This is a genomic window from Roseobacter sinensis, from assembly GCF_025755255.1.
Classification (GTDB): domain Bacteria; phylum Pseudomonadota; class Alphaproteobacteria; order Rhodobacterales; family Rhodobacteraceae; genus Roseobacter; species Roseobacter sinensis.
The window spans coordinates 250,727-270,508 of record NZ_JALIEB010000001.1; the positions used below are offsets into that span (position 1 = coordinate 250,727).

The window sequence follows — 19,782 nt, forward strand, 5'->3', positions numbered from 1 at the left end:
GACGGTTTTACACGAGCGTCAATCGGGCAGGGGTGTTTCCGGAACCGACAGGGCGTCAGCGAGGCGCTGCTTCGCCGAGCCCGGTCTGAGCGGTTTTTGCTGGCTTTCGTCCGGTGCCCAGCCGGTCAGGAAGACTATCTCGAAGGTGGCGGGCAAGCGGCCGGATCCGGTCGCGAAATGCTCGATATAGAGCCTTGAGGTCTCATCGAAAAGCTGCCGGTTGGAGATCGTTCGCGAGCGCGCCACCAGCGCGTTGCCCTCGCCCATCGCGCGCAGGTCGTGCATCAGGTGCACGGTGTCGCGATACTCGACCGTGAGGGTGAGACTATCTGCCACGGGCAACGCAAGCCCGGCGCGCTGCAACAGCGCACCCAGATCGCGGATTTCGCCCATGGGCGCGATGCGCGGCGACAGCCCACCGCACAGCGCGATCTCGGCCTGCGCAAGGCAGCTGCGCAGTTCCTGAAGCGTCTGCCCGCCCAGCGTGGCGGCCAGCAGCATGCCGTCGGGCTTGAGCGCGCGACGGCACTGGATCAGCTGGCCCACCGGATCGTTGGCCCAATGCAGCCCCATCGCATGCACGACGAGATCATGCGCGCCCGTCTCCAGTGCCAAGTGATCCGCCTCAGGGCAGATCACCGCCTGCGGCAAATACATCTCCCAGACTGTGCGAAAAGGCGTGACCACGGCGGGCGATGTAAACGACCTGTTAACCATGGAGAGGCGATCTTGGATTTCGTCCGCCGCCATCTCTTGCAGGAACAGAGCCGTGGCACGGTCACGATGCTGCTGCAACGCGGTGACATCGGTCAGGGGTTTCGGGTCTTCCATGAAGGGGAAAATAGGCTGGTGGCGTTTAGTTTTCAAACGGCGGTTTCGACGATCTACCCACCCCGCTGCCTGGGGTGCGGCGACAAGGTCATGAGTGATTTTGGCCTCTGTGGCGCCTGCTGGCGCGACACCCTGTTCATTGGCGGGTCGATCTGCGATGCCTGCGGGCTGCCTCTGCCGGGCGAGGATCGGTCCGAGACGCTGACATGCGACGATTGCATGCGCAGCCCGCGCCCCTGGACCCGCGGCCGCTCGGCGCTGATTTACAAGGACAACGGTCGCCGGCTGGTGCTGGCACTGAAACACGGTGACCGGCAGGAGATCGCAAAGCCCGCCGCGCAATGGATGGCGCAGGCGATGGCGGATATCCCCAAGGACAACATGATCATCGCGCCCGTGCCGCTGCATTGGACGCGCATGGTCAAACGGCGCTACAATCAGGCCGCCCTTCTGGCACAGGCCCTTGCACGACACACTGGGCTGCCCGTCTGCCCGGACCTTTTGCAACGGCCCCGGCGGACGCCGCCGATGGAAGGCATGACGCGCGAGGTGCGGTTTTCCTCGGTCAAGGGGGCCATCGCGGTGCATCCGCGTCGGCGGCACCGTCTGGTCGCGCGGCCCGTCCTGATCGTCGACGATGTTTTGACCTCGGGGGCGACGCTGGCCGTTGCGGCTGATGCCTGTATTGCAGCGGGATCAGGACCGGTATACGTGGTGACACTGGCACGTACGGTGAAGGATGCCTAAATTCCTCACAAACGCGTCGTGCCATGAGGACCACCAATGAAGCCCGTCGAAATCTACACCTCGCCGCTCTGCGGCTTTTGCCATGCAGCCAAGCGCTTGCTGACCCAGAAGGGCGTGACCTTCTCCGAGGTTGATGTACTGGCCAACCCGAGCCGCAAGCCGGAGATGATCCAGCGCGCCAATGGTGGGCGCACCGTGCCGCAGATCTTTGTCGGCGATATCCACGTCGGCGGATGTGACGACCTCTACGCGCTGGAACGGGCCGGAAAACTCGACGCGCTTCTGGCGGCCTGATGAAGACCGCACTCCTGCAGTTGAACGTCTCGGACGATCCCGCCGCCAATCTGGAGATGACGCGTGCGCTGGTTCGACAGGCAGCGGCCGAGGGCGCCCGGTTCGTTCTGACCCCTGAAGTCACCAATTGCATCTCGACGAGCCGGTCGCACCAGAACGCTATTCTCCAGTTCGAAGAGGAGGACATCACGCTGGCGGCCCTGCGCGCCGAGGCCAAGGCGCATGGCATCTGGCTGCTGATCGGCTCGCTGGCGCTGAAGACGGGCGACGCCGACGGGCGGTTTGCCAACCGGTCCTTCATGATCGATCCGCAGGGCGACGTGGTTGCGCGCTACGACAAGATCCACATGTTCGATGTGGATGTGACACCGGAAGAGACCTGGCGCGAATCCGAAGGCTATCGTCCGGGCGGGCAGGCGGTTCTCGCGCAGACGGACTTCGCGACCATCGGCCTGACGATCTGCTATGACCTGCGGTTTCCCAAGCTGCATGCCGCGCTTGCGAATGCAGGGGCGCAGATCCTGACGGTCCCGGCGGCCTTCTCGCCGGTGACTGGTGCCGCACATTGGCACGCGCTGCTGCGCGCCCGCGCCATCGAGACCGGGTGTTTTGTCCTGGCTCCTGCGCAAACCGGTGAACACGCGAGCCAAAGCCACAAGACCCGCAAGACCTATGGGCATTCGCTTGTCGTCGCCCCTTGGGGCGAGATCCAAATGGACGCAGGCGCTGACCCGGGCGTTTACATGACAGACCTCGATATGGGAGAAGTGGCCAAGGCACGGGGCCGTGTGCCCAGCCTTGCGAATGCACGATCCTTCGACGGACCCTGATGAACGAAGACCGAAATGCCTTGGCCATCGCGCTTTTCAGCGAAGTGCTGGCGGCGGACCAGATGGTCCGCGCGCGGCTGAGCAAGGTATTGCCCAAGGGTATGGAAATCTCGCATTTTTCGGTGCTGAACCATCTTGCGCACACGATGGATGAGCGCACACCGGCACAATTGGCAGAGACGTTTCATGTGACCCGCGGCGCCATGACCAACACGCTCAGCAAGCTGGAGTGGGCAGGTTATGTGCACATCCGTCCCGACTGGGACGATGCGCGGCGCAAGATGGTGGCGATCAGCCCGGCGGGACGGCAGGCGCGGGATCATGCCGTGGGCTCGATCACCCCGCTGATCAACCAGGTGGTCGAAAAACTGGGCGACTCACAGGTGCGAGAAGCGCTGCCCATTTTGCGCGAAATGCGCCGTCAGCTGGGTGAGGAGGCCTAACCTCCGTCTGTCGTTGTGTTCAGATGTTCGGCCCGGCGGCGGGGAAGCGCCCTTCCCCCCATCGAAGGGGGGCGGGCGCTGGCCAGCGATGCTGGCTGGGCGCGCCGGATCAGAGGTTTGGTGCTTGCAATTGCCGGTGGATCAGGCGGGCTTCACACTGGCGGTCACGTAGTTCACGCTCAGGTCTCGATCCGACAGCCGCCATGACCACGAGAGCGGATTGAAGACGAACCCCTTGCGGTCCACCGGGTCGAGCCCCGCTTTGCCGAGCAGTCCATAGAGCTCATCCGGCGTGATGAACTTCGACCACTCATGCGTTCCCTTGGGCAGCCAGCGCATCACATGCTCGGCCCCGATGATCGCCATCACATAGGACTTCGGGTTGCGGTTCAGCGTCGAGCAGATGTGGAGACCGCCGGGCTTCAGAAGCTTCTGGCAGGCGGTCAGATAGTCGATGGGCGAGGCCACATGCTCGACCACCTCCATGTTGAGCGCCACGTCGAACTGCTCGCCCGCCTCGGCCAGGTCTTCGGCGGTGGTGTGACGATAGTCGATGGCCAACCCCGACTGCTCCGCATGGATCTGGGCCACGGGGATGTTCCGCGCGGCGGCATCGGCGCCAACAACATCCGCGCCAAGACGCGCCATCGGCTCGGCCAGCAGCCCGCCGCCGCAGCCGATGTCGAGGATGCGCAGCCCCTTGAATGGCGCATCGGATTTCAGATCGCGGTCGAATTCGGCCGCGATCTGCGACGTGATATAGTCCAGCCGGCAGGGGTTCAGCATGTGCAGCGGTTTGAACTTCCCGTTCTCATCCCACCACTCCGCCGCCATCGCCTCGAATTTTGCGATCTCGGAGGGGTCAACAGTGGTCTGTGGCGCTTGCATTCTGATCTCCATGTGCTCAAGTGCATTTTCGTATTATATAGGCCCGTAATGGACAAATTCTCGGACCAAAAGCGCGCAGTCCAATACCTCTACCCGCCGATCGACCCCTTCGATCAGCGGATGATCGACGTTGGCCAGGGCCACAAGGTCTATCTGGAGCAATGCGGCAACCCCCAGGGTATTCCCGTGATCGTCCTGCATGGCGGCCCGGGCGGTGGGTGCAGCCCGGCGATGCGGCGTTACTTCGATCCCGAGGTGTACCGTGTGATCCTGTTTGATCAGCGTGGCTGTGGCCGGTCGCGACCTCATGCGAGCGTCACGCACAACACCACCTGGCATCTGGTCGATGATATCGAGCTGATCCGGCGCGAGTTGGAGATCGAGCATTGGATCGTCTTCGGTGGCAGCTGGGGGGCGACGCTCGCGTTGATCTATGCCCAGGCGCATCCCGATCATGTGCGGCACATCGTGCTGCGCGGTGTCTTCCTGATGACCCGCGCCGAGCTCGACTGGTTCTATGGCGGTGGCGCGGGCAAGTTCTGGCCAGAGGTCTGGGCGCGCTTCACTGCGCTGATCCCCGAAGACGAGCAGGGCGATCTGATCGAAGCCTACCACCGGCGGCTCTTCTCGGGCGATATCAGCCTCGAGACACGGTACGCCAAGGCCTGGTCATCCTGGGAGAATGCGCTTGCCTCGATCCATTCGTCGGGCTCGACCGGTGAAAGCCCCGGCGACTATGCCCGCGCCTTCGCGCGGCTGGAGAATCACTACTTCTCGAACGGCGGATTTCTGGAGTTTGATGGACAGATCCTCGCTCATATGGGGCGGATTGCGCATATCCCCGGCGTGATCGTACAGGGACGCTACGACATGATCTGCCCGCCCAACAGCGCCTATGAGCTGGCGCAACGCTGGGAGAATGCGGATCTGAAGATGGTCCGAAACGCCGGGCACGCCCTCTCCGAGCCGGGAATCAGCGCCGAGCTGGTGCGCACCATGGACGGGATTGCAGGCAAGTGAAGCGGGTGACGCGGCATATCGACCGTCGGGCGCTCTTTGCCTCGGGTGCGGCGGCCGCCCTGCTGGCGGCGACCGGCGTCTCCGCAGGCCCGCAGCCCCGGCGCGGCGGGCGGTTGCGTCTGGCGCTTTCGGGTGCCACGCGCAGCGATGGGTTCGACGCGCGCCTGCGCCAGGGGCTCTTCATGCAGGTTGCGATGCCCGGCATGGTCTTCGACACGCTCACGCAGATTGGCGCGGACGGCACCCTGCGGGGTGAGCTTGCGACCGGGTGGCGGGGCACTGCGGATGCCCGCATCTGGGAGCTGGACCTGCGCCCGGATGTGCTCTTTCACAACGGTGCGGCATTCACCGCCGGGGATGTTGTTGCCTCGCTCGCGTTGCATCGCAATACGAGTCTGGCGGCTATCGAAAGAATCGAAGCCATTGATCCGGTGCGCGTGCGGATTGCGCTGGCAGCACCGGACGCGGATTTTCCCTATCGCCTCTCTGCCCCGCAGCTGGTGATCTACCCGGCGGACAGTATGCCGCAAGCCATGGCCGAAGGGATCGGCACCGGGCTTTACCGCCTGCACCGCTTTCTGCCCGGCCGGCAAGTCATCGGTGAGCGGGTCGAGACGCATTACAAGGACGGCGAGGCCGGTTGGTTCGACAGTGTCGAACTGGTTTCGATCCCGGCGGACGAGGTCCGCGCCGAGGCCCTGCGCGAGGGCTTTGTGGATGCCGCCGATCTTTCCGCAGGGCATGGTCTGGACGGGATGGCGCGCATCGCCCTGCTGCCCGATGCGCGGAACCTCACGGCCGCGGTGCATACAGACGTCCAGATGCCCAGCACGGTGGGCATGCATGCACCGCTCGACAATCTGCGGGCGGCCGAGCGGTGGTGGATGGGCTGACGCGATCAGGGGTTGCAGACTCGTTACCCCGAGCGTATATCCACTATAACAGCGGTGCGTTCGGGTCCACACCAAACGCTCCACCGGAACACGACACGGGCCGCGCGCCCGTTTTTTTGTGCCTGAAAGCGACATGACCAACGACCTGATTGCAAAAGCCGCCATCGACCGCCGCATGGCCGAGATCATCACCCCGGTGATCGAGGACATGGGATTCGAACTGGTGCGCGTGCGCCTGATGTCGGGCAAATCGACCACCTTGCAAATCATGGCGGACAAGCCCGAGGGCGGCATCGAGGTCGATGATTGTGCCGAGATCAGCCAGGCGGTGAGCGCGATCCTCGACGTCGAGGACCCGATCCTCGATGAATATACGCTTGAAGTGTCCAGCCCCGGCATCGACCGCCCGCTCACCCGGCTGAAGGACTTCGAGATGTTCGAAGGCTATGAGGCCAAGATCGAGACGGGCGAGATGATCGACGGGCGCCGCCGCTTCAAGGGCGAGTTGGCGGGTGTTGAGGGCGACGAGGTGCTGATCAATGTGGCCGAGGGCACGATCGGGCTGAAATTCGACTGGTTGTCGGACGCGAAACTCGTGCTCACCGATGACCTGATCAAGGAGATGCTGCGCCAGCGTAAGGCAAGCGGCGCTATCGACGAGACGAAATTCGACGAGATCCAGACGGATCAGTCTGCTGAGGGAGACCTGTAAATGGCAATCACATCTGCAAACCAGCTGGAGCTGTTGCAAACCGCCGAGGCCGTGGCCCGCGAGAAGATGATCGACCCCGGTCTGGTGGTCGAGGCGATGGAGGAATCGCTCGCCCGCGCGGCCAAGTCCCGCTATGGCGCCGAGATGGACATCCGCGTGTCCATTGACCGCAAGACCGGCAAGGCGACATTCACCCGTGTGCGCACCGTGGTCGAGGACGAAGAGCTGGAGAACTACCAGGCTGAATTCACGGTGGAGCAGGCCAAGCAGTATCTGGACGACCCGAAGGTGGGCGACACCTATGTGGAAGAAGTGCCCCCGGTGGAGATGGGTCGGATCGCGGCGCAATCCGCCAAGCAGGTAATCCTGCAGAAAGTGCGCGAGGCCGAACGGGATCGTCAGTACGAGGAATTCAAGGACCGCGCGGGCACCATCATAAACGGCCTCGTCAAGCGCGAAGAATATGGCAACGTCATTGTCGATGTGGGCGCCGGTGAGGCGATCCTCCGTCGCAACGAGAAAATCGGACGCGAGAGCTACCGCCCGAACGACCGCATCCGCGTCTATATCAAGGACGTGCGGCGCGAGCAGCGCGGTCCGCAGATCTTCCTCAGCCGCACGGCGCCGGAGTTCATGGCCGAGCTCTTCAAGATGGAAGTGCCGGAGATCTACGACGGTATCATCGAGATCAAGGCGGTGGCCCGCGACCCGGGCTCGCGTGCAAAGATCGCCGTGATCTCCTATGACGGATCGATTGACCCGGTGGGCGCCTGCGTTGGTATGCGCGGCTCCCGCGTGCAGGCGGTTGTGAACGAGCTTCAGGGCGAGAAGATCGACATTATTCCATGGAATGAAGACCAGCCCACGTTCCTGGTGAACGCGCTGCAACCCGCCGAGGTCAGCAAGGTGGTTTTGGACGAGGAAGCGGGCAAGATCGAAGTGGTCGTGCCCGAGGAGCAACTGAGCCTGGCCATCGGCCGCCGCGGTCAGAACGTGCGGCTGGCCAGCCAACTGACCGGCCTCGACATCGACATCATGACCGAAGAACAGGAAAGCCAGCGCCGTCAGGCCGAATTCGAGATGCGGACCAAGCTCTTTGTCGACAACCTCGACCTTGACGAGTTCTTCGCGCAGCTTCTGGTCTCGGAAGGCTTCACCAATCTCGAAGAGGTGGCCTATGTGGAGCTTGACGAATTGCTGGTGATCGACGGCGTGGACGAAGATACTGCGAACGAGTTGCAGGCCCGGGCGCGGGACGTGCTCGATGCGCAGAACAAGGCAGCTCTCGACAATGCGCGGGCGTTGGGTGTTGAGGACAGCCTGGTTGAATTCGAAGGGCTCACACCCCAAATGATTGAAGCGCTGGCTAAAGATGACGTGAAAACGCTCGAAGATTTCGCCACCTGCGCCGATTGGGAACTGGCAGGCGGCTGGACAACCGTTGATGGCGAGCGCGTCAAGGACGATGGCGTTCTGGAGCCATTCGATGTCTCGCTGGAAGAAGCGCAGGATCTGATCATGACCGCGCGCATCATGCTCGGCTGGGTCGATCCGGCGGATCTGGAAGCTGAGGCTGAAGACGAGCTTGCCGACGCCGAGACAGAGGAGGCCGAGGCCTGATTTCAGGCCTCGGATGAGCCTGATGGGTCGCGGGGGCGTTCCAAAAAATCGCGGTGACGGCCCGGACCGCAAGTGTATTGCCACGGGTGAGGTGCAGCCCAAATACGGGCTGATCCGCTTTGTGGCGGGGCCGGACGACCGCGTGGTGCCCGATATTCTGGGCAAGCTGCCCGGGCGGGGGTTTTATGTGGCTGCCGACCGGTCGGCGCTGAAAAGGGCCGTTGACAAGAAGCTCTTTGCGCGCGGGGCGAAACAGCCGGTGACCGTGCCGGATGGTCTGATTGACGAGGTTGAGACGCAGCTGGCGCGGCGCGTGGTGGATCTGATTTCGCTGCAGCGCAAGGCGGGCAAGGCCGTGGCGGGATATGAGAAGGTCAAGAGCTGGCTGCAGACGGAAGAGGCGCAGGTTCTGATCCAGGCGGTGGATGGATCGGGGCGTGGGAAATCGAAATTGAGCACACCGCACTATGGGCATTACATCGGGTGGCTCACGGCGGATGAATTGGGTTTGGCATTCGGACGTCAAACTGTGATACATGGGGCGCTCGCCTCTGGTGGACTCACGCAACGTGTTGTAGAGGAAGCCAACCGGTTAAAAGGCGTGCGCGTAAAGGAGGGTGGCAGCGGCCACTCGAAAGGATAGACGAGCTTCATGAGCGATACTGACGGCAAGAAAACATTGGGTCTGCGCGGGGGCGCACGTCCGGGCAACGTAAAGCAAAGCTTTAGCCACGGGCGGACCAAGAACGTCGTGGTGGAGACCAAGCGCAAGCGCGTCGTGGTGCCGAAGCCTGGTGCCGCGAAATCTACATCCGGCAACGCTACGGTGGGCGATCCGTCGAAGCGGCCCGCGGGCATTTCCGATGCGGAGATGGAACGCCGGCTGAAGGCGGTTCAGGCCGCCAAGGCGCGTGAAGCCGAGGAAGCTGCGGAACGCCAGGCCGAAGAGAAGGCCCGCGCCGAGGAGCGTGAGCGCCGCCGGGCTGAGCAGGAAGAGAAGGAGCGCGCCGAGCGCGAGCGCGAGGAAAGCCTGAAGGCAAAGGCGGAGGAAGATGCCCGCCGCAAAGAGGAAGCCGAAGCCGCCGCCAAGGCGGCGACAGCGCCTGTCGAAGAGCCGGTGGTCGCGCGCCAGCCGAGCAGCAAGGCGCCGGACAGCGCGCCGCGCAAGCAGCAGGACCGCGAGCGCGACAACAACCGCCGCGGCGGCAAGGGCGGCGACGACAATCGCCGCTCGGGCAAGCTGACGCTGAACCAGGCGCTGGCCGGGGGTGAAGGCGGGCGCCAACGCTCGATGGCCGCGATGAAACGCAAGCAGGAACGGGCGCGCCAGAAGGCGATGGGGGGCCCGGTCGAGCGCGAAAAGGTCGTGCGTGACGTGCAGGTGCCCGAAGCGATCATCGTCTCGGAACTGGCGAACCGGATGTCGGAAAAGGTCGGCGCTGTTGTGAAGGCGCTGATGCAGAACGGCATGATGGTTACGCAGAACCAGACCATCGACCAGGACACTGCCGAACTGATCGTCGAGGAATTCGGCCACAAGGTGGTTCGCGTCTCTGACGCTGACGTTGAGGATGTGATCAAGGAGGTCGAAGACACCGAGGACGATCTCAAGCCGCGTCCGCCAGTCATCACCATCATGGGCCACGTCGACCACGGCAAAACCTCGCTTCTGGACGCGATCCGCAACGCCAAGGTCGTGGCGGGCGAAGCGGGCGGGATCACGCAGCACATCGGCGCCTATCAGGTGAAAACCGACAGCGGTCAGGTGCTCAGCTTCCTGGACACACCCGGCCACGCCGCCTTTACGTCGATGCGCTCGCGCGGCGCGCAGGTGACGGATATCGTTGTGCTTGTCGTTGCTGCCGATGACGCGGTGATGCCGCAGACCATTGAGGCGATCAACCACGCAAAGGCGGCTGAAGTGCCGATGATCGTGGCGATCAACAAGATCGACAAGCCCGAGGCCAACCCGGACAAGGTGCGCACCGATCTGCTGCAACACGAAGTGATTGTCGAGAAAATGTCTGGTGACGTGCAGGACGTCGAAGTCTCTGCGATTTCCGGCCAGGGCCTCGATGACCTGCTCGAAGCCATAGCGCTGCAAGCGGAGATCCTCGAGCTCAAGGCGAACCCGGATCGCGCCGCTGTTGGCGCGGTGATCGAGGCGCAGCTTGACGTGGGCCGAGGCCCCGTGGCCACCGTTCTGGTGCAGAACGGGACGTTGCGCCAAGGCGACATCTTCGTGGTGGGGGAGCAATACGGTAAGGTCCGTGCGCTCATCAACGACAAGGGTGACCGCGTGAAAGAAGCCGGGCCGTCGGTGCCGGTCGAGGTGCTGGGTCTGAACGGGACGCCCGAAGCGGGTGACGTCCTCAATGTGACCGAAACCGAAGCGCAAGCGCGTGAGATTGCCGCCTACCGCGAACAGGCGGCCAAGGACAAACGCGCGGCGGCTGGTGCGGCGACGACGCTGGAGCAGCTCATGGCCAACGCGAAGGCCGATGAGAACGTCAGCGAGCTGCCGATCCTCGTCAAAGCCGATGTGCAGGGCTCTGCCGAGGCCATCGTTCAGGCGATGGAGAAGATCGGAAACGAGGAGGTGCGCGTGCGCGTGCTGCACTCGGGCGTGGGCGCCATTACGGAAACCGATGTGGGTCTGGCTGAGGCCAGCAGTGCGCCGATCATGGGCTTCAACGTGCGCGCCAACGCATCGGCCCGCAACACGGCGAACCAGAAGGGCGTCGAGATCCGTTATTATTCGGTGATCTACGACCTGGTTGACGATGTGAAAGCAGCGGCCTCGGGTCTGCTCAGTGCCGAGATTCGCGAGAATTTCATCGGTTACGCGACGATCAAGGAGGTCTTCAAGGTCACTGGTGTTGGCAAAGTTGCCGGTTGCCTCGTGACCGAGGGTGTCGCGCGCCGCTCAGCCGGTGTGCGCCTGCTGCGCGACAACGTCGTGATTCACGAAGGGACGTTGAAAACGCTCAAGCGCTTCAAGGATGAAGTGGCCGAGGTGCAGTCCGGACAGGAGTGCGGCATGGCGTTCGAGAACTACGATGATATTCGTGCCGAAGATGTTATCGAGATCTTCGAGCGGGAAGAGATCACGCGCACACTCACCTGATCGGGTACTCTGAAAACGAAAAAAGGGTGCAGCGTAATTGCTGCGCCCCTTTTTTAGTGTTCGAGTGCTTGTGCGTTAGGCGGCTTTGGTGACCGGTGCGCCAGCGTAGTTGGTGTCGTCCACTTTCACGACAATACGTCCATCCGGCAGCGCCCGAACGTAAAGCCCTTGAATCGACACAGCACTCCCCAGAGTGATCGTGCGTAACATTGTCGTTCTCCTCCCCAGGATCATGACTATGTCAAAATTATCGCGATTTTGTTAAATTACCATAAACAAATTACGCGAATTCGTCCTATAGGCGAAAAATCGCGAACAGTGCCGCCTTCCGCGTTAGCACTTACACCCAGTCGCGCAAAATCGGGATCAGCGGCAGGTCTGCCGCAGGCATTGGATAATCCCGCAGCTCGTTCGGCCGGACCCACTTAAGGCTCTGATTTTCTTTGGAAATTGGTGTGCCTTCCCACTTCCGGCAAGCAAAGAGTGGCATGAGCAAATGAAAATCGTCATAGCTGTGGCTTGCAAAGGTTAACGGCGCGAGACATGAGCGCCAGGTGTCAATCCCCAGCTCTTCATGCAATTCGCGGATCAACGCCGACTCGGGCGTCTCGCCCGGCTCAATCTTGCCACCTGGAAATTCCCACAAACCGGCCATGGATTTCCCTTCTGGCCGCTGCGCAATCAGGACACGGCCGTCGATATCGATGAGCGCTACGGCGGAAACGAGAACAGTCTTCATGAGATCAGGATCGGTAGTCAGCGTTGATATCGATATAGCCATGCGTGAGGTCGCAGGTCCAAACCGTGGCTTCGCCGGCACCGAGGCCCAGATCGACGGCGATCGACAGGTTCTGGCCCTTCATATGGGCGGCTGCGGCGGCCTCGTCGTATCCCGCGCTGACCCAGCCCTTTTCGGCCACCACCACATCCCCAAAGCGAATCGACAACAGATCGCGATCTGCCGCAGCGCCGGACTTGCCGACGGCCATGACGATCCGGCCCCAGTTGGGATCCTCTCCGGCGATTGCGGTCTTCACCAGTGGTGAATTCGCGATCGACAAGGCATGGATCTTCGCGTCCGAGGGGCTGGCGGCCCCGCTGACCGTGATTTCGACGAATTTCGTTGCGCCTTCACCGTCGCGGATGATCAGATGCGCAAGCTCCAGCATCACGGATCTCAGCGCGGCCGCAAAGGCGGGATCGTTTGTGACATCGACGCCAGAGGCTCCGGTTGCTGCGACCAGCAGGGTATCGGAGGTCGAAGTGTCGCTGTCTACGGTGATGCAGTTGAAGGTCTCTGTATTATACGACGAGACCAGCCCCTGCAGGTCGGCCTGGCCGATTTGGGCATCGGTGAAGATGTAGGCCAGCATGGTCGCCATGTCGGGCGCGATCATGCCCGAGCCCTTTGCGATCCCGGCGATCTTCACCCGGCCCCGAGGGGTCTCCACCACCGCGGTGGCGCCTTTCGGGAAGGTATCGGTTGTCATGATCGCGCGGGCTGCAGCCACGATGCCGTCGGCTGCCGCGCTTTCGGAGAGCCGTTGCAGATGCGCTGTGATCCTGTCGAACGGCAGCGGCTCTCCAATCACGCCGGTCGAGCAGGTGAAAACGCGCGCCGCCGGCACGCCGCATGCGGATGCTGTCGCAGTGGCAATCGCCTGCACGGCGTCTGTGCCGTTGCGCCCGGTAAAGGCGTTTGCATTGCCGGAGTTGACGAGGATCGCAGCGCCCGCCTCAGACGGACCACCCAGTTTGGCCTGACAGTCGAGCACCGGCGCAGCCCGGGTGGCCGATGTCGTGAACACCCCTGCAATCGCAGTGCCCGGTGCCAGCTTGGCCAGCATCACGTCTTCGCGGCCCTGGTACCGTACGCCCGCAGCAATCGTTGCAAATTGCACACCGTCGATCACTGGCAAGGACGGAAAGCTCTCCGGGGCCAGCGGCGACACAGCCGTGATCTTCGCCATTGGAAGTCAGTCCAGAAGATCGGTCTGTTTCAGGATCGTGGGGTCGATCTCGACATCCGCGCGCACCTGAACATCGGCGGACTCGGTTGCCGAGCGGATCGCCTCCTGCGCCTTGATCTGGCTCAGCTCCTGGGTCAGCTCGGCGCGAACATCCTCAAGCGTGGGGATCTCGGCCTGGCGCGTCTCGTTCAGCTTGATGATGTGCCAGCCGAATTGCGTCTGCACCGGGTCCGACACTTCGCCGACGCCGAGCGCGATTGTCGCCGCCTCGAACGCGGGCACCATCATGCCCGAGCTGAACCAGCCAAGCTCGCCGCCATTGGGACCCGACGGGCCAATGGACTTTTCGCGCGCGGTCGCCGCAAAGTCGGCGCCCCCATCCACGGTTTCCTTGACGGCTATGGCCTCTTCCTCGGTTTCAACGAGAATATGCGAGGCGTTGTACTCCTCTTCGGGATCGACATCGCCGAACTGCCGGTCATAGAGGTCTTGCAAGGCCTCGTCGGTGATCGCATCCTGAAGCACGCCTTCCACGACCTCACCCGCGACCAGCGACCGCTCTTCATTCTCCAGCGCCTTGGTGATGCGCAGCGGCGTCTCTCCCTCATAGGTCTGCGCCAGCGCGCTTTGCTGCACGAGCTGTTCGAGAATTCCGTCGTAGAGCACCTTGTCATCGAGCTGCTGATACTGCGCGGGCAAGGTTGCGCGGGCCGCAATCATATGGCCGAGGGTGATCTCGACACCGTTGACTGTCGCCACGACCGTATCCGCGTTCGGCTCTTCGGTCTCGCTTGTGTCCTGCGCCAAGGATACCGAGGCGAGGCACGCCACGAGCGCGGCGCTCGCCAGAAGTCCGAGGGTGTGTTGCATGGATTTGTCCTTGGGCTGCGTCGCTCCTGAGCGCGACATTGACACGGTTTCGCGTGACCCTTACATCGCCGTATGGACGCGGCCAGGGTGTTGCGTTCACCTCTATCTATGGGCTGTGTCGCAGACGAGCAAGCAGATCAGCGCCAATACTTGAACTTCGGCTGGAGAACGCATGCTGGGCATCGGAACACTCGCGAAAAAGGTCTTCGGGACTCCGAATGACCGGAAAGTCAAAGCGACCCGCCCCCTGATTGACAAGATCAACGCCCTCGAACCGGACTTCGAAACGCTCAGCGACGACGGGATCAAGGAGAAGACGGAAGAGCTGCGCAAGCGCGCGCTGGATGGCGAGAGCCTCGACAGCCTGCTCCCGGACGCCTTCGCCAACTGCCGCGAGGCGGCGCGCCGGGCGTTGGGTCTGCGGGCCTTCGACACCCAGCTCATGGCGGCAGTGTTCCTGCATCAGGGCAATATCGCCGAGCAGAAGACAGGTGAAGGCAAGACCCTGACCGCGACCTTCGCGGCCTATCTCAATGCGCTGACTGGCAAGGGCGTGCATATCGTGACGGTCAACGAATACCTCGCCAAGCGCGACGCGGCCTGGATGGGTCAGGTCTTCGGCGCCTTGGGGCTGACCACCGGTGTCGCGCATGCGGATATGACCGAAGAGGCCAAGCGCACGGCCTATGGCAGCGACATTACCTATGCGACCAACAATGAGCTTGGCTTCGATTATCTGCGCGACAACATGAAGTCCGAGCTCAGCCAGATTTTCCAGAAGCACCACAATTTCGCGATTGTGGACGAGGTCGATTCGATCCTGATCGACGAGGCGCGGACTCCGCTGATCATCTCCGGCCCGTCCCAGGACCGGTCGGACATGTACAAGGTCATCGACACCGTCATCCCCGAGCTGGCAGATGAGCACTTTGAGCTCGACGAAAAGACCCGCAACGTCACCTTCACGGATGAGGGCAACGAATTCCTCGAAGACCTGTTGCGCCAACGCGGTCTGCTGGAAGAGGGTCAGACGCTCTATGATCCGGAAAGCACCACCGTGGTGCACCACATCAACCAGGGTCTGCGCGCCCATAAGCTCTTTCAGCGCGACAAGGACTACATCGTGCGTGATGACGATGTGGTGCTGATCGACGAATTCACCGGCCGCATGATGGCCGGGCGGCGTCTGTCGGATGGGTTGCATCAGGCCATCGAGGCCAAGGAAGGCGTGTCGATCAAGCCCGAGAACGTCACGTTGGCCTCTGTAACTTTCCAAAACTACTTCCGGCTGTACGACAAGCTGGCGGGCATGACCGGGACCGCGCTCACGGAAGCCGAGGAATTCCAAGAGATCTACGGCCTTGGCGTGATCGAAGTGCCGACCAACAAGCCCATTGCACGGGTCGATGATGACGATCAGGTCTATCGCACGGTGCGCGAGAAATACGCTGCCATGCTCGAACAGATCAAGGAGAGCAACGCCAAGGGGCAGCCCGTGCTCGTCGGCACCACCTCGATCGAGAAATCCGAAGTGCTCAGCAAGATGCTGAAGGACGCCGGTATCCCGCACAACGTTCTGAACGCGCGTCAGCACGAGCAGGAGGCGCAGATTGTTGCGGATGCGGGCAAGTTCGGAGCTGTCACGATTGCGACGAACATGGCCGGTCGCGGGACCGACATTCAGCTGGGCGGCAACGTCGATATGCAGGTGATGAACGCCATCGCCGCAGACCCTGAGGCCGACCCCGAAGCGATCCGCGCGAAGGTCGAGGCCGAGCATGCCGGTGAGAAGGCCAAGGTGCTCGACGCGGGGGGGCTCTATGTTCTGGCGTCCGAACGGCACGAAAGCCGCCGCATCGACAACCAGCTGCGCGGCCGGTCGGGCCGGCAAGGTGACCCGGGGCGCTCGTCCTTCTATCTCAGCCTCGAGGACGATCTGATGCGGATTTTCGGATCCGAGCGGCTTGAAAAAGTGCTCACCACGCTTGGTCTCAAAGAGGGTGAAGCCATTGTGCACCCATGGGTGAACAAGTCGTTGGAGCGGGCGCAGGCCAAGGTCGAAGGCCGCAACTTCGACATTCGCAAGCAGCTGCTGAAATTCGACGACGTGATGAACGAGCAGCGCAAGGTGGTCTTCACCCAGCGCCGCGACATCATGGAGGCCGCGGACCTCAGCGAAATCACGACCGACATGCGGCACCAGGTGATCGATGACATGATCGACCAGTACCTGCCGCCCAACACCTACGCGGATCAATGGGATGCCGAAGGGCTGAACACCGCGGTCAGGGAGCAGCTCAGCGTCGACGTTCCGGTGATGGATTGGGTCGAGGAGGAAGGGGTCGACGACGAGGCTATCCGCGAGCGGCTGGTCCAGGCCACGGATCAGTTCATGTCGGAGAAGGCCGAGCAATTCGGCTCGGAGAACATGCGCAACATCGAGAAGCAGTTGCTGCTTCAGGTGATCGATACGAAATGGCGCGAGCATCTTCTGACGCTCGAGCATCTGCGCTCGGTCGTCGGGTTCCGAGGCTATGCGCAGCGCGATCCGTTGAACGAGTACAAGAACGAGTCGTTCCAATTGTTCGAAGGCATGCTGGACAGCCTGCGTGCCGATGTAACCCAGAAACTCGCCCAGATCCGCCCGCTGTCCGAAGAAGAGCAGCGCCAGATGCTCGAACAGATCCGCGCCCAGCAAGCTGCGCAAGCGACGGCTGCCGCTGTCGCCGCGGGTGCCACCGCCCCTTCCGACGCGCAAGCCGGCGCTGCCGAAGGCTTCGTGGAAGGCGATCCGTCGACCTGGGGAAATCCCGGACGAAACGAGCAATGCCCCTGCGGGTCGGGCAAGAAATTCAAGCATTGCCACGGGCGACTGATCTAGGGATTTACCGCCCGATGACCTGGATGATCCGGCCAGGCGCAAGCGGCGGCGTTCTGGTGTTGAATTCTTCGTCACAAGACCCGAAAGTCACGGGCGACGTGATCTGGCATCGAGGGGCTCTACATGCAATTGCGGCGTGCGGCGACCTGTGCCGCACTGTGTTTGTCTGTTCTGCTGCATCCGGCCCAGGCGCAGGATGTCACCCTCACCTCTCGTGATGGCAGCATCGAGCTGACGGGCACGCTTCTGGGCTTTGATGGCGAGTTCTATCGCCTCGACACGGTCTATGGCGAGTTGACGGTGGATGGGTCGGGCGTGCTCTGCGATGGACCGGGTTGCCCCAACCTTCAGGACTTCGTGGCCGAACTGAGCATCTCGGGCTCCGCAGCCATGGGCGCGATTCTGATGCCCGCGCTGGTCGAAGGTTTCGCCCTCCGCAATGGATACAGGGCCCGCCGCGTCGTCGAGGACAAGACCCATTTCAGCTATCATCTGTCCGATGAGGCAACCGGGAAACGCGCGGCGGTCTTCTCCTTTCGGGTGACCAATACGGATGAAGGCTTTGCCGACCTCCTCGCGAATGAGGCGGATATCGTAATGGCCCTGCGCGAGATCCGGGCCCAGGAACAGGTGCGGGCCGAGGAGGCGGGCCTGGGCGATCTGACCGGCGACAATCGCAGCCGTGTCGTGGCACTCGACGGCATTGTACCGATCGTTGCACCGAACAATCCGGTGCGGCAGATCTCGCCGCTGGAGCTGGCGCGGATCTACGCGGGGCAGATCACCAACTGGTCCGAGCTGGGCGGACCGGACGCCCCGATCAGCCTGCATGCCCCGGTTCAGAAAACCGGGCTGGGGCAGGCCATCGAAGACAAGATCATCATCCCGGCGGGGTTTCAGATGTCGCCCAACATCACCCGTCATGCCCGCGGCATCGAGCTGTCGCAACGGGTCGCGGAGGATGCGTTTGCGCTGGGCGTCGTCAGTTTCGCGGAGGTGGGCGATGCCCAGGCCCTGACGCTTACCGGCCCATGCGGGCGAGCCCTGCGCGCGACCCGGCGGACCATCAAGACGGAAGACTACCCGCTCACGGCGCCGATGTTCCTTTATCTGCCCGCGCGACGCCTGCCTAAGATCGCGCGCGAGTTTCTCGCCTATACCCGTGGGCCATCGGCGCAGATCGTGATCCGGCGGGCGGGATTTGTCGATCAGGCGCCCGAGGAGGTGCCGGTCGACGATCAGGGCAACCGGCTGGCGAATGCCATCGCGGCCGCGGGCGGTGAGGTACCCTTGACCGAGCTGCAGCGCATGGTTGGCGTGCTCTCACCGATGAAGCGGCTCACAACATCGTTTCGGTTCGAGACCGGGTCGGCGCGTCTGGATGCGCAGTCGCGCTCGAACGTGCAGCAGTTGGCGCGCGAGCTGGAACAGGGGGGCTATGATGCGCGCAAGCTGCTCTTCGTCGGGTTCAGCGATGGAGAGGGACCGGCCATCGCCAATAAGAGCATCGCCCTGCAGCGGGCCGAAGCGGTGCGCCGTGCGGTTGTCGAGGCCGCGGAAACGGCGGACATCAATCAGGTGCAGCTCGAGATCGACGCCTTTGGTGAAGCGATGCCGATGGCCTGCGATGGCAGTGCCTGGGGTCGGCTGACGAACCGCCGCGTCGAGGTCTGGGTGCGCTAAGCCTCAGATGTAGCCTTCGCTGCGAAAGCTGAGTTCGCGCGATTTCCCGATGATCAGATGGTCGTGCAGGGTCAGCCCGAGCGCGAGACAGGCGGTGTTGATCTGATCGGTCATGGCGATATCTGCCTGTGAGGGCGTCGGATCTCCCGAAGGATGATTGTGCACCAGAATCAACGCACTGGCATTGAGCTCCAGCGCGCGCTTTGCGACCTCGCGGGGGTAGACCGGCACGTGATCGACGGTGCCCTTGGCCTGTTCCTCATCCGCGATGACCACATTCTTGCGGTCGAGATAGAGCACGCGGAATTGCTCCGTCTCCCGATGCGCCATGGTGGTGTGACAGTAATCGAGCAGCGCGTCCCAGCTGCTGACCACATTTTGCTGGATCACGCGGGCGCGGGCCATGCGTTGGGCCGCCGCTTCGACGATTTTCAGTTCTGTGATGACTGCGTCCCCGACACCCGAGATATCGCGCAGCCGCTCGGGCGGCGCCGTAATGACGCGGTTGAAATCGCCGAAGCGGTCCATCAGCGCCCGGGCCAGCGGTTTGACATCGCGGCGAGGGATGGCACGGAACAGGACCAGCTCCAGCAACTCGTAGTCGGGCATGGCCGCCGCGCCACCCTGCATGAACCGATGGCGCAGCCGCTGGCGGTGATCGGCGATGTAGGACGGTGTGGTCCCATTTGGCAGAGGCACCGGTTCGGCTTCGTCGAGAAGGAACGGAAGTGTCGATTCGGCAAAGGTGTGGGGATCACGACTCATGGCTCGGACTGTGCGGACTCATGGTTTCTGTTTGGTTAACCGCGACCGCCAAACGGTCGTCGGCGGGCCGTCTGTCGAACGTCGGCATCACATCGGTGCGCACGCACGGTCAAATCTGGGGGAGGCACAACACCAGGGGTGGCCTGAAAGCCCACCCCACCTGCCAGCACGGACCTGTGGACCGGCAGGTGAGGTGGGCTTTCAGGCC

19 protein-coding genes are annotated in these 19,782 nt (G+C 62.7%); 12 read left to right on the forward strand and 7 right to left on the reverse strand.

Annotated elements, in window-relative coordinates:
• Positions 1–18: 18 nt before the first annotated feature.
• Complete coding sequence (locus MUB52_RS01255) at positions 19–831, reverse strand: methyltransferase domain-containing protein (RefSeq protein ID WP_263842365.1); 813 nt, start codon at positions 829–831, stop codon at positions 19–21.
• 15 nt (positions 832–846) lie between these two features.
• Here MUB52_RS01255 and MUB52_RS01260 point away from each other — a divergent pair, with 15 nt between their 5' ends.
• Genes MUB52_RS01260 through MUB52_RS01275 form a run of 4 tightly spaced genes read left to right on the forward strand, consistent with a single transcriptional unit; the run spans position 847 to position 3,145 of the window.
• Positions 847–1,578 (forward strand): ComF family protein, encoded by a 732-nt coding sequence (locus MUB52_RS01260; RefSeq protein ID WP_263842669.1) that lies wholly within the window; start codon positions 847–849, stop codon positions 1,576–1,578.
• Positions 1,579–1,614: 36 nt separating this feature from the next.
• Positions 1,615–1,872 carry a glutaredoxin 3 gene (gene grxC / locus MUB52_RS01265; RefSeq protein WP_263842366.1) on the forward strand — a complete coding sequence of 86 codons (258 nt, stop codon included), beginning with the start codon at positions 1,615–1,617 and terminating at the stop codon, positions 1,870–1,872.
• A complete protein-coding gene (locus MUB52_RS01270) occupies positions 1,872–2,702 on the forward strand; it encodes a carbon-nitrogen hydrolase family protein (protein ID WP_263842367.1) in 831 nt (276 codons plus the stop codon). The genes grxC and MUB52_RS01270 overlap by 1 nt, the downstream gene beginning before the upstream one ends.
• A complete protein-coding gene (locus tag MUB52_RS01275; protein ID WP_263842368.1) occupies positions 2,702–3,145 on the forward strand; it encodes a MarR family winged helix-turn-helix transcriptional regulator in 444 nt (147 codons plus the stop codon). Before MUB52_RS01270 ends, MUB52_RS01275 begins: the two co-directional genes overlap by 1 nt.
• 141 nt (positions 3,146–3,286) lie before the next feature.
• Here the strand turns inward: MUB52_RS01275 and ubiG are convergent, their stop codons facing one another.
• Complete coding sequence (gene ubiG, locus MUB52_RS01280; protein WP_263842369.1) at positions 3,287–4,033, reverse strand: bifunctional 2-polyprenyl-6-hydroxyphenol methylase/3-demethylubiquinol 3-O-methyltransferase UbiG; 747 nt, start codon at positions 4,031–4,033, stop codon at positions 3,287–3,289.
• Positions 4,034–4,081: 48 nt separating this feature from the next.
• Between ubiG and pip the strand changes: the two genes are divergently transcribed.
• The 6 genes from pip (at position 4,082) to infB (ending at position 11,405) form a co-directional block, all read left to right on the forward strand.
• Positions 4,082–5,053: a prolyl aminopeptidase gene (pip, locus tag MUB52_RS01285; protein ID WP_263842370.1), complete on the forward strand. Its 972-nt coding sequence runs from the start codon at positions 4,082–4,084 to the stop codon at positions 5,051–5,053.
• Between the two features lie 5 nt (positions 5,054–5,058).
• On the forward strand, positions 5,059–5,946 hold the full coding sequence (locus tag MUB52_RS01290) for an ABC transporter substrate-binding protein (RefSeq protein WP_263842371.1): 888 nt from the start codon (positions 5,059–5,061) through the stop codon (positions 5,944–5,946).
• Between the two features lie 133 nt (positions 5,947–6,079).
• Positions 6,080–6,658, forward strand: coding sequence for a ribosome maturation factor RimP (rimP, locus tag MUB52_RS01295; protein WP_263842372.1), 579 nt, complete (start codon positions 6,080–6,082; stop codon positions 6,656–6,658).
• Complete coding sequence (gene nusA / locus MUB52_RS01300) at positions 6,659–8,278, forward strand: transcription termination factor NusA (protein ID WP_263842373.1); 1,620 nt, start codon at positions 6,659–6,661, stop codon at positions 8,276–8,278.
• Positions 8,279–8,300: 22 nt separating this feature from the next.
• The gene (locus MUB52_RS01305; protein ID WP_263842670.1) at positions 8,301–8,921 is read left to right on the forward strand and encodes an RNA-binding protein; all 621 of its coding nucleotides are present in this window, start codon (positions 8,301–8,303) and stop codon (positions 8,919–8,921) included.
• Positions 8,922–8,930: 9 nt separating this feature from the next.
• Positions 8,931–11,405, forward strand: a complete 2,475-nt coding sequence (gene infB / locus MUB52_RS01310) for a translation initiation factor IF-2 (protein ID WP_263842374.1) — start codon at positions 8,931–8,933, stop codon at positions 11,403–11,405.
• Positions 11,406–11,480: 75 nt separating this feature from the next.
• On the opposite strand, the gene MUB52_RS01315 is transcribed toward infB, so the two are convergent.
• From MUB52_RS01315 to MUB52_RS01330, 4 genes are all read right to left on the reverse strand, one after another.
• Positions 11,481–11,615, reverse strand: coding sequence for a hypothetical protein (locus tag MUB52_RS01315; RefSeq protein WP_263842375.1), 135 nt, complete (start codon positions 11,613–11,615; stop codon positions 11,481–11,483).
• 130 nt (positions 11,616–11,745) lie between these two features.
• Positions 11,746–12,144: a (deoxy)nucleoside triphosphate pyrophosphohydrolase gene (locus MUB52_RS01320; RefSeq protein WP_263842376.1), complete on the reverse strand. Its 399-nt coding sequence runs from the start codon at positions 12,142–12,144 to the stop codon at positions 11,746–11,748.
• Between the two features lie 4 nt (positions 12,145–12,148).
• On the reverse strand, positions 12,149–13,375 hold the full coding sequence (gene argJ, locus MUB52_RS01325) for a bifunctional glutamate N-acetyltransferase/amino-acid acetyltransferase ArgJ (protein ID WP_263842377.1): 1,227 nt from the start codon (positions 13,373–13,375) through the stop codon (positions 12,149–12,151).
• A gap of 6 nt (positions 13,376–13,381) precedes the next feature.
• Complete coding sequence (locus tag MUB52_RS01330) at positions 13,382–14,245, reverse strand: peptidylprolyl isomerase (protein ID WP_263842378.1); 864 nt, start codon at positions 14,243–14,245, stop codon at positions 13,382–13,384.
• 172 nt (positions 14,246–14,417) lie between these two features.
• Between MUB52_RS01330 and secA the strand changes: the two genes are divergently transcribed.
• Positions 14,418–17,126, forward strand: a complete 2,709-nt coding sequence (secA, locus tag MUB52_RS01335; RefSeq protein ID WP_263842379.1) for a preprotein translocase subunit SecA — start codon at positions 14,418–14,420, stop codon at positions 17,124–17,126.
• A 123-nt stretch (positions 17,127–17,249) separates the two neighbouring features.
• Positions 17,250–18,809 (forward strand): phosphate ABC transporter substrate-binding/OmpA family protein, encoded by a 1,560-nt coding sequence (locus MUB52_RS01340; RefSeq protein ID WP_263842380.1) that lies wholly within the window; start codon positions 17,250–17,252, stop codon positions 18,807–18,809.
• Between the two features lie 3 nt (positions 18,810–18,812).
• On the opposite strand, the gene radC is transcribed toward MUB52_RS01340, so the two are convergent.
• Positions 18,813–19,574 (reverse strand): RadC family protein, encoded by a 762-nt coding sequence (radC, locus tag MUB52_RS01345; protein WP_263842381.1) that lies wholly within the window; start codon positions 19,572–19,574, stop codon positions 18,813–18,815.
• Positions 19,575–19,782: the final 208 nt, after the last annotated feature.

Bases quoted from the DNA above. Each gene is read 5' to 3' on its own strand.
- nusA (WP_263842373.1), top strand. From the start codon at position 6,659: ATGGCAATCACATCTGCAAACCAGCTGGAGCTGTTGCAAACCGCCGAG.
- ubiG (WP_263842369.1), bottom strand. From the start codon at position 4,033: ATGCAAGCGCCACAGACCACTGTTGACCCCTCCGAGATCGCAAAATTC.
- MUB52_RS01270 (WP_263842367.1), top strand. From the start codon at position 1,872: ATGAAGACCGCACTCCTGCAGTTGAACGTCTCGGACGATCCCGCCGCC.
- pip (WP_263842370.1), top strand. From the start codon at position 4,082: ATGGACAAATTCTCGGACCAAAAGCGCGCAGTCCAATACCTCTACCCG.
- argJ (WP_263842377.1), bottom strand. From the start codon at position 13,375: ATGGCGAAGATCACGGCTGTGTCGCCGCTGGCCCCGGAGAGCTTTCCG.
- MUB52_RS01315 (WP_263842375.1), bottom strand. From the start codon at position 11,615: ATGTTACGCACGATCACTCTGGGGAGTGCTGTGTCGATTCAAGGGCTT.
- infB (WP_263842374.1), top strand. From the start codon at position 8,931: ATGAGCGATACTGACGGCAAGAAAACATTGGGTCTGCGCGGGGGCGCA.
- MUB52_RS01305 (WP_263842670.1), top strand. From the start codon at position 8,301: ATGGGTCGCGGGGGCGTTCCAAAAAATCGCGGTGACGGCCCGGACCGC.
- MUB52_RS01320 (WP_263842376.1), bottom strand. From the start codon at position 12,144: ATGAAGACTGTTCTCGTTTCCGCCGTAGCGCTCATCGATATCGACGGC.
- MUB52_RS01330 (WP_263842378.1), bottom strand. From the start codon at position 14,245: ATGCAACACACCCTCGGACTTCTGGCGAGCGCCGCGCTCGTGGCGTGC.
- secA (WP_263842379.1), top strand. From the start codon at position 14,418: ATGCTGGGCATCGGAACACTCGCGAAAAAGGTCTTCGGGACTCCGAAT.
- radC (WP_263842381.1), bottom strand. From the start codon at position 19,574: ATGAGTCGTGATCCCCACACCTTTGCCGAATCGACACTTCCGTTCCTT.
- grxC (WP_263842366.1), top strand. From the start codon at position 1,615: ATGAAGCCCGTCGAAATCTACACCTCGCCGCTCTGCGGCTTTTGCCAT.
- MUB52_RS01340 (WP_263842380.1), top strand. From the start codon at position 17,250: ATGCAATTGCGGCGTGCGGCGACCTGTGCCGCACTGTGTTTGTCTGTT.
- MUB52_RS01275 (WP_263842368.1), top strand. From the start codon at position 2,702: ATGAACGAAGACCGAAATGCCTTGGCCATCGCGCTTTTCAGCGAAGTG.
- rimP (WP_263842372.1), top strand. From the start codon at position 6,080: ATGACCAACGACCTGATTGCAAAAGCCGCCATCGACCGCCGCATGGCC.
- MUB52_RS01255 (WP_263842365.1), bottom strand. From the start codon at position 831: ATGGAAGACCCGAAACCCCTGACCGATGTCACCGCGTTGCAGCAGCAT.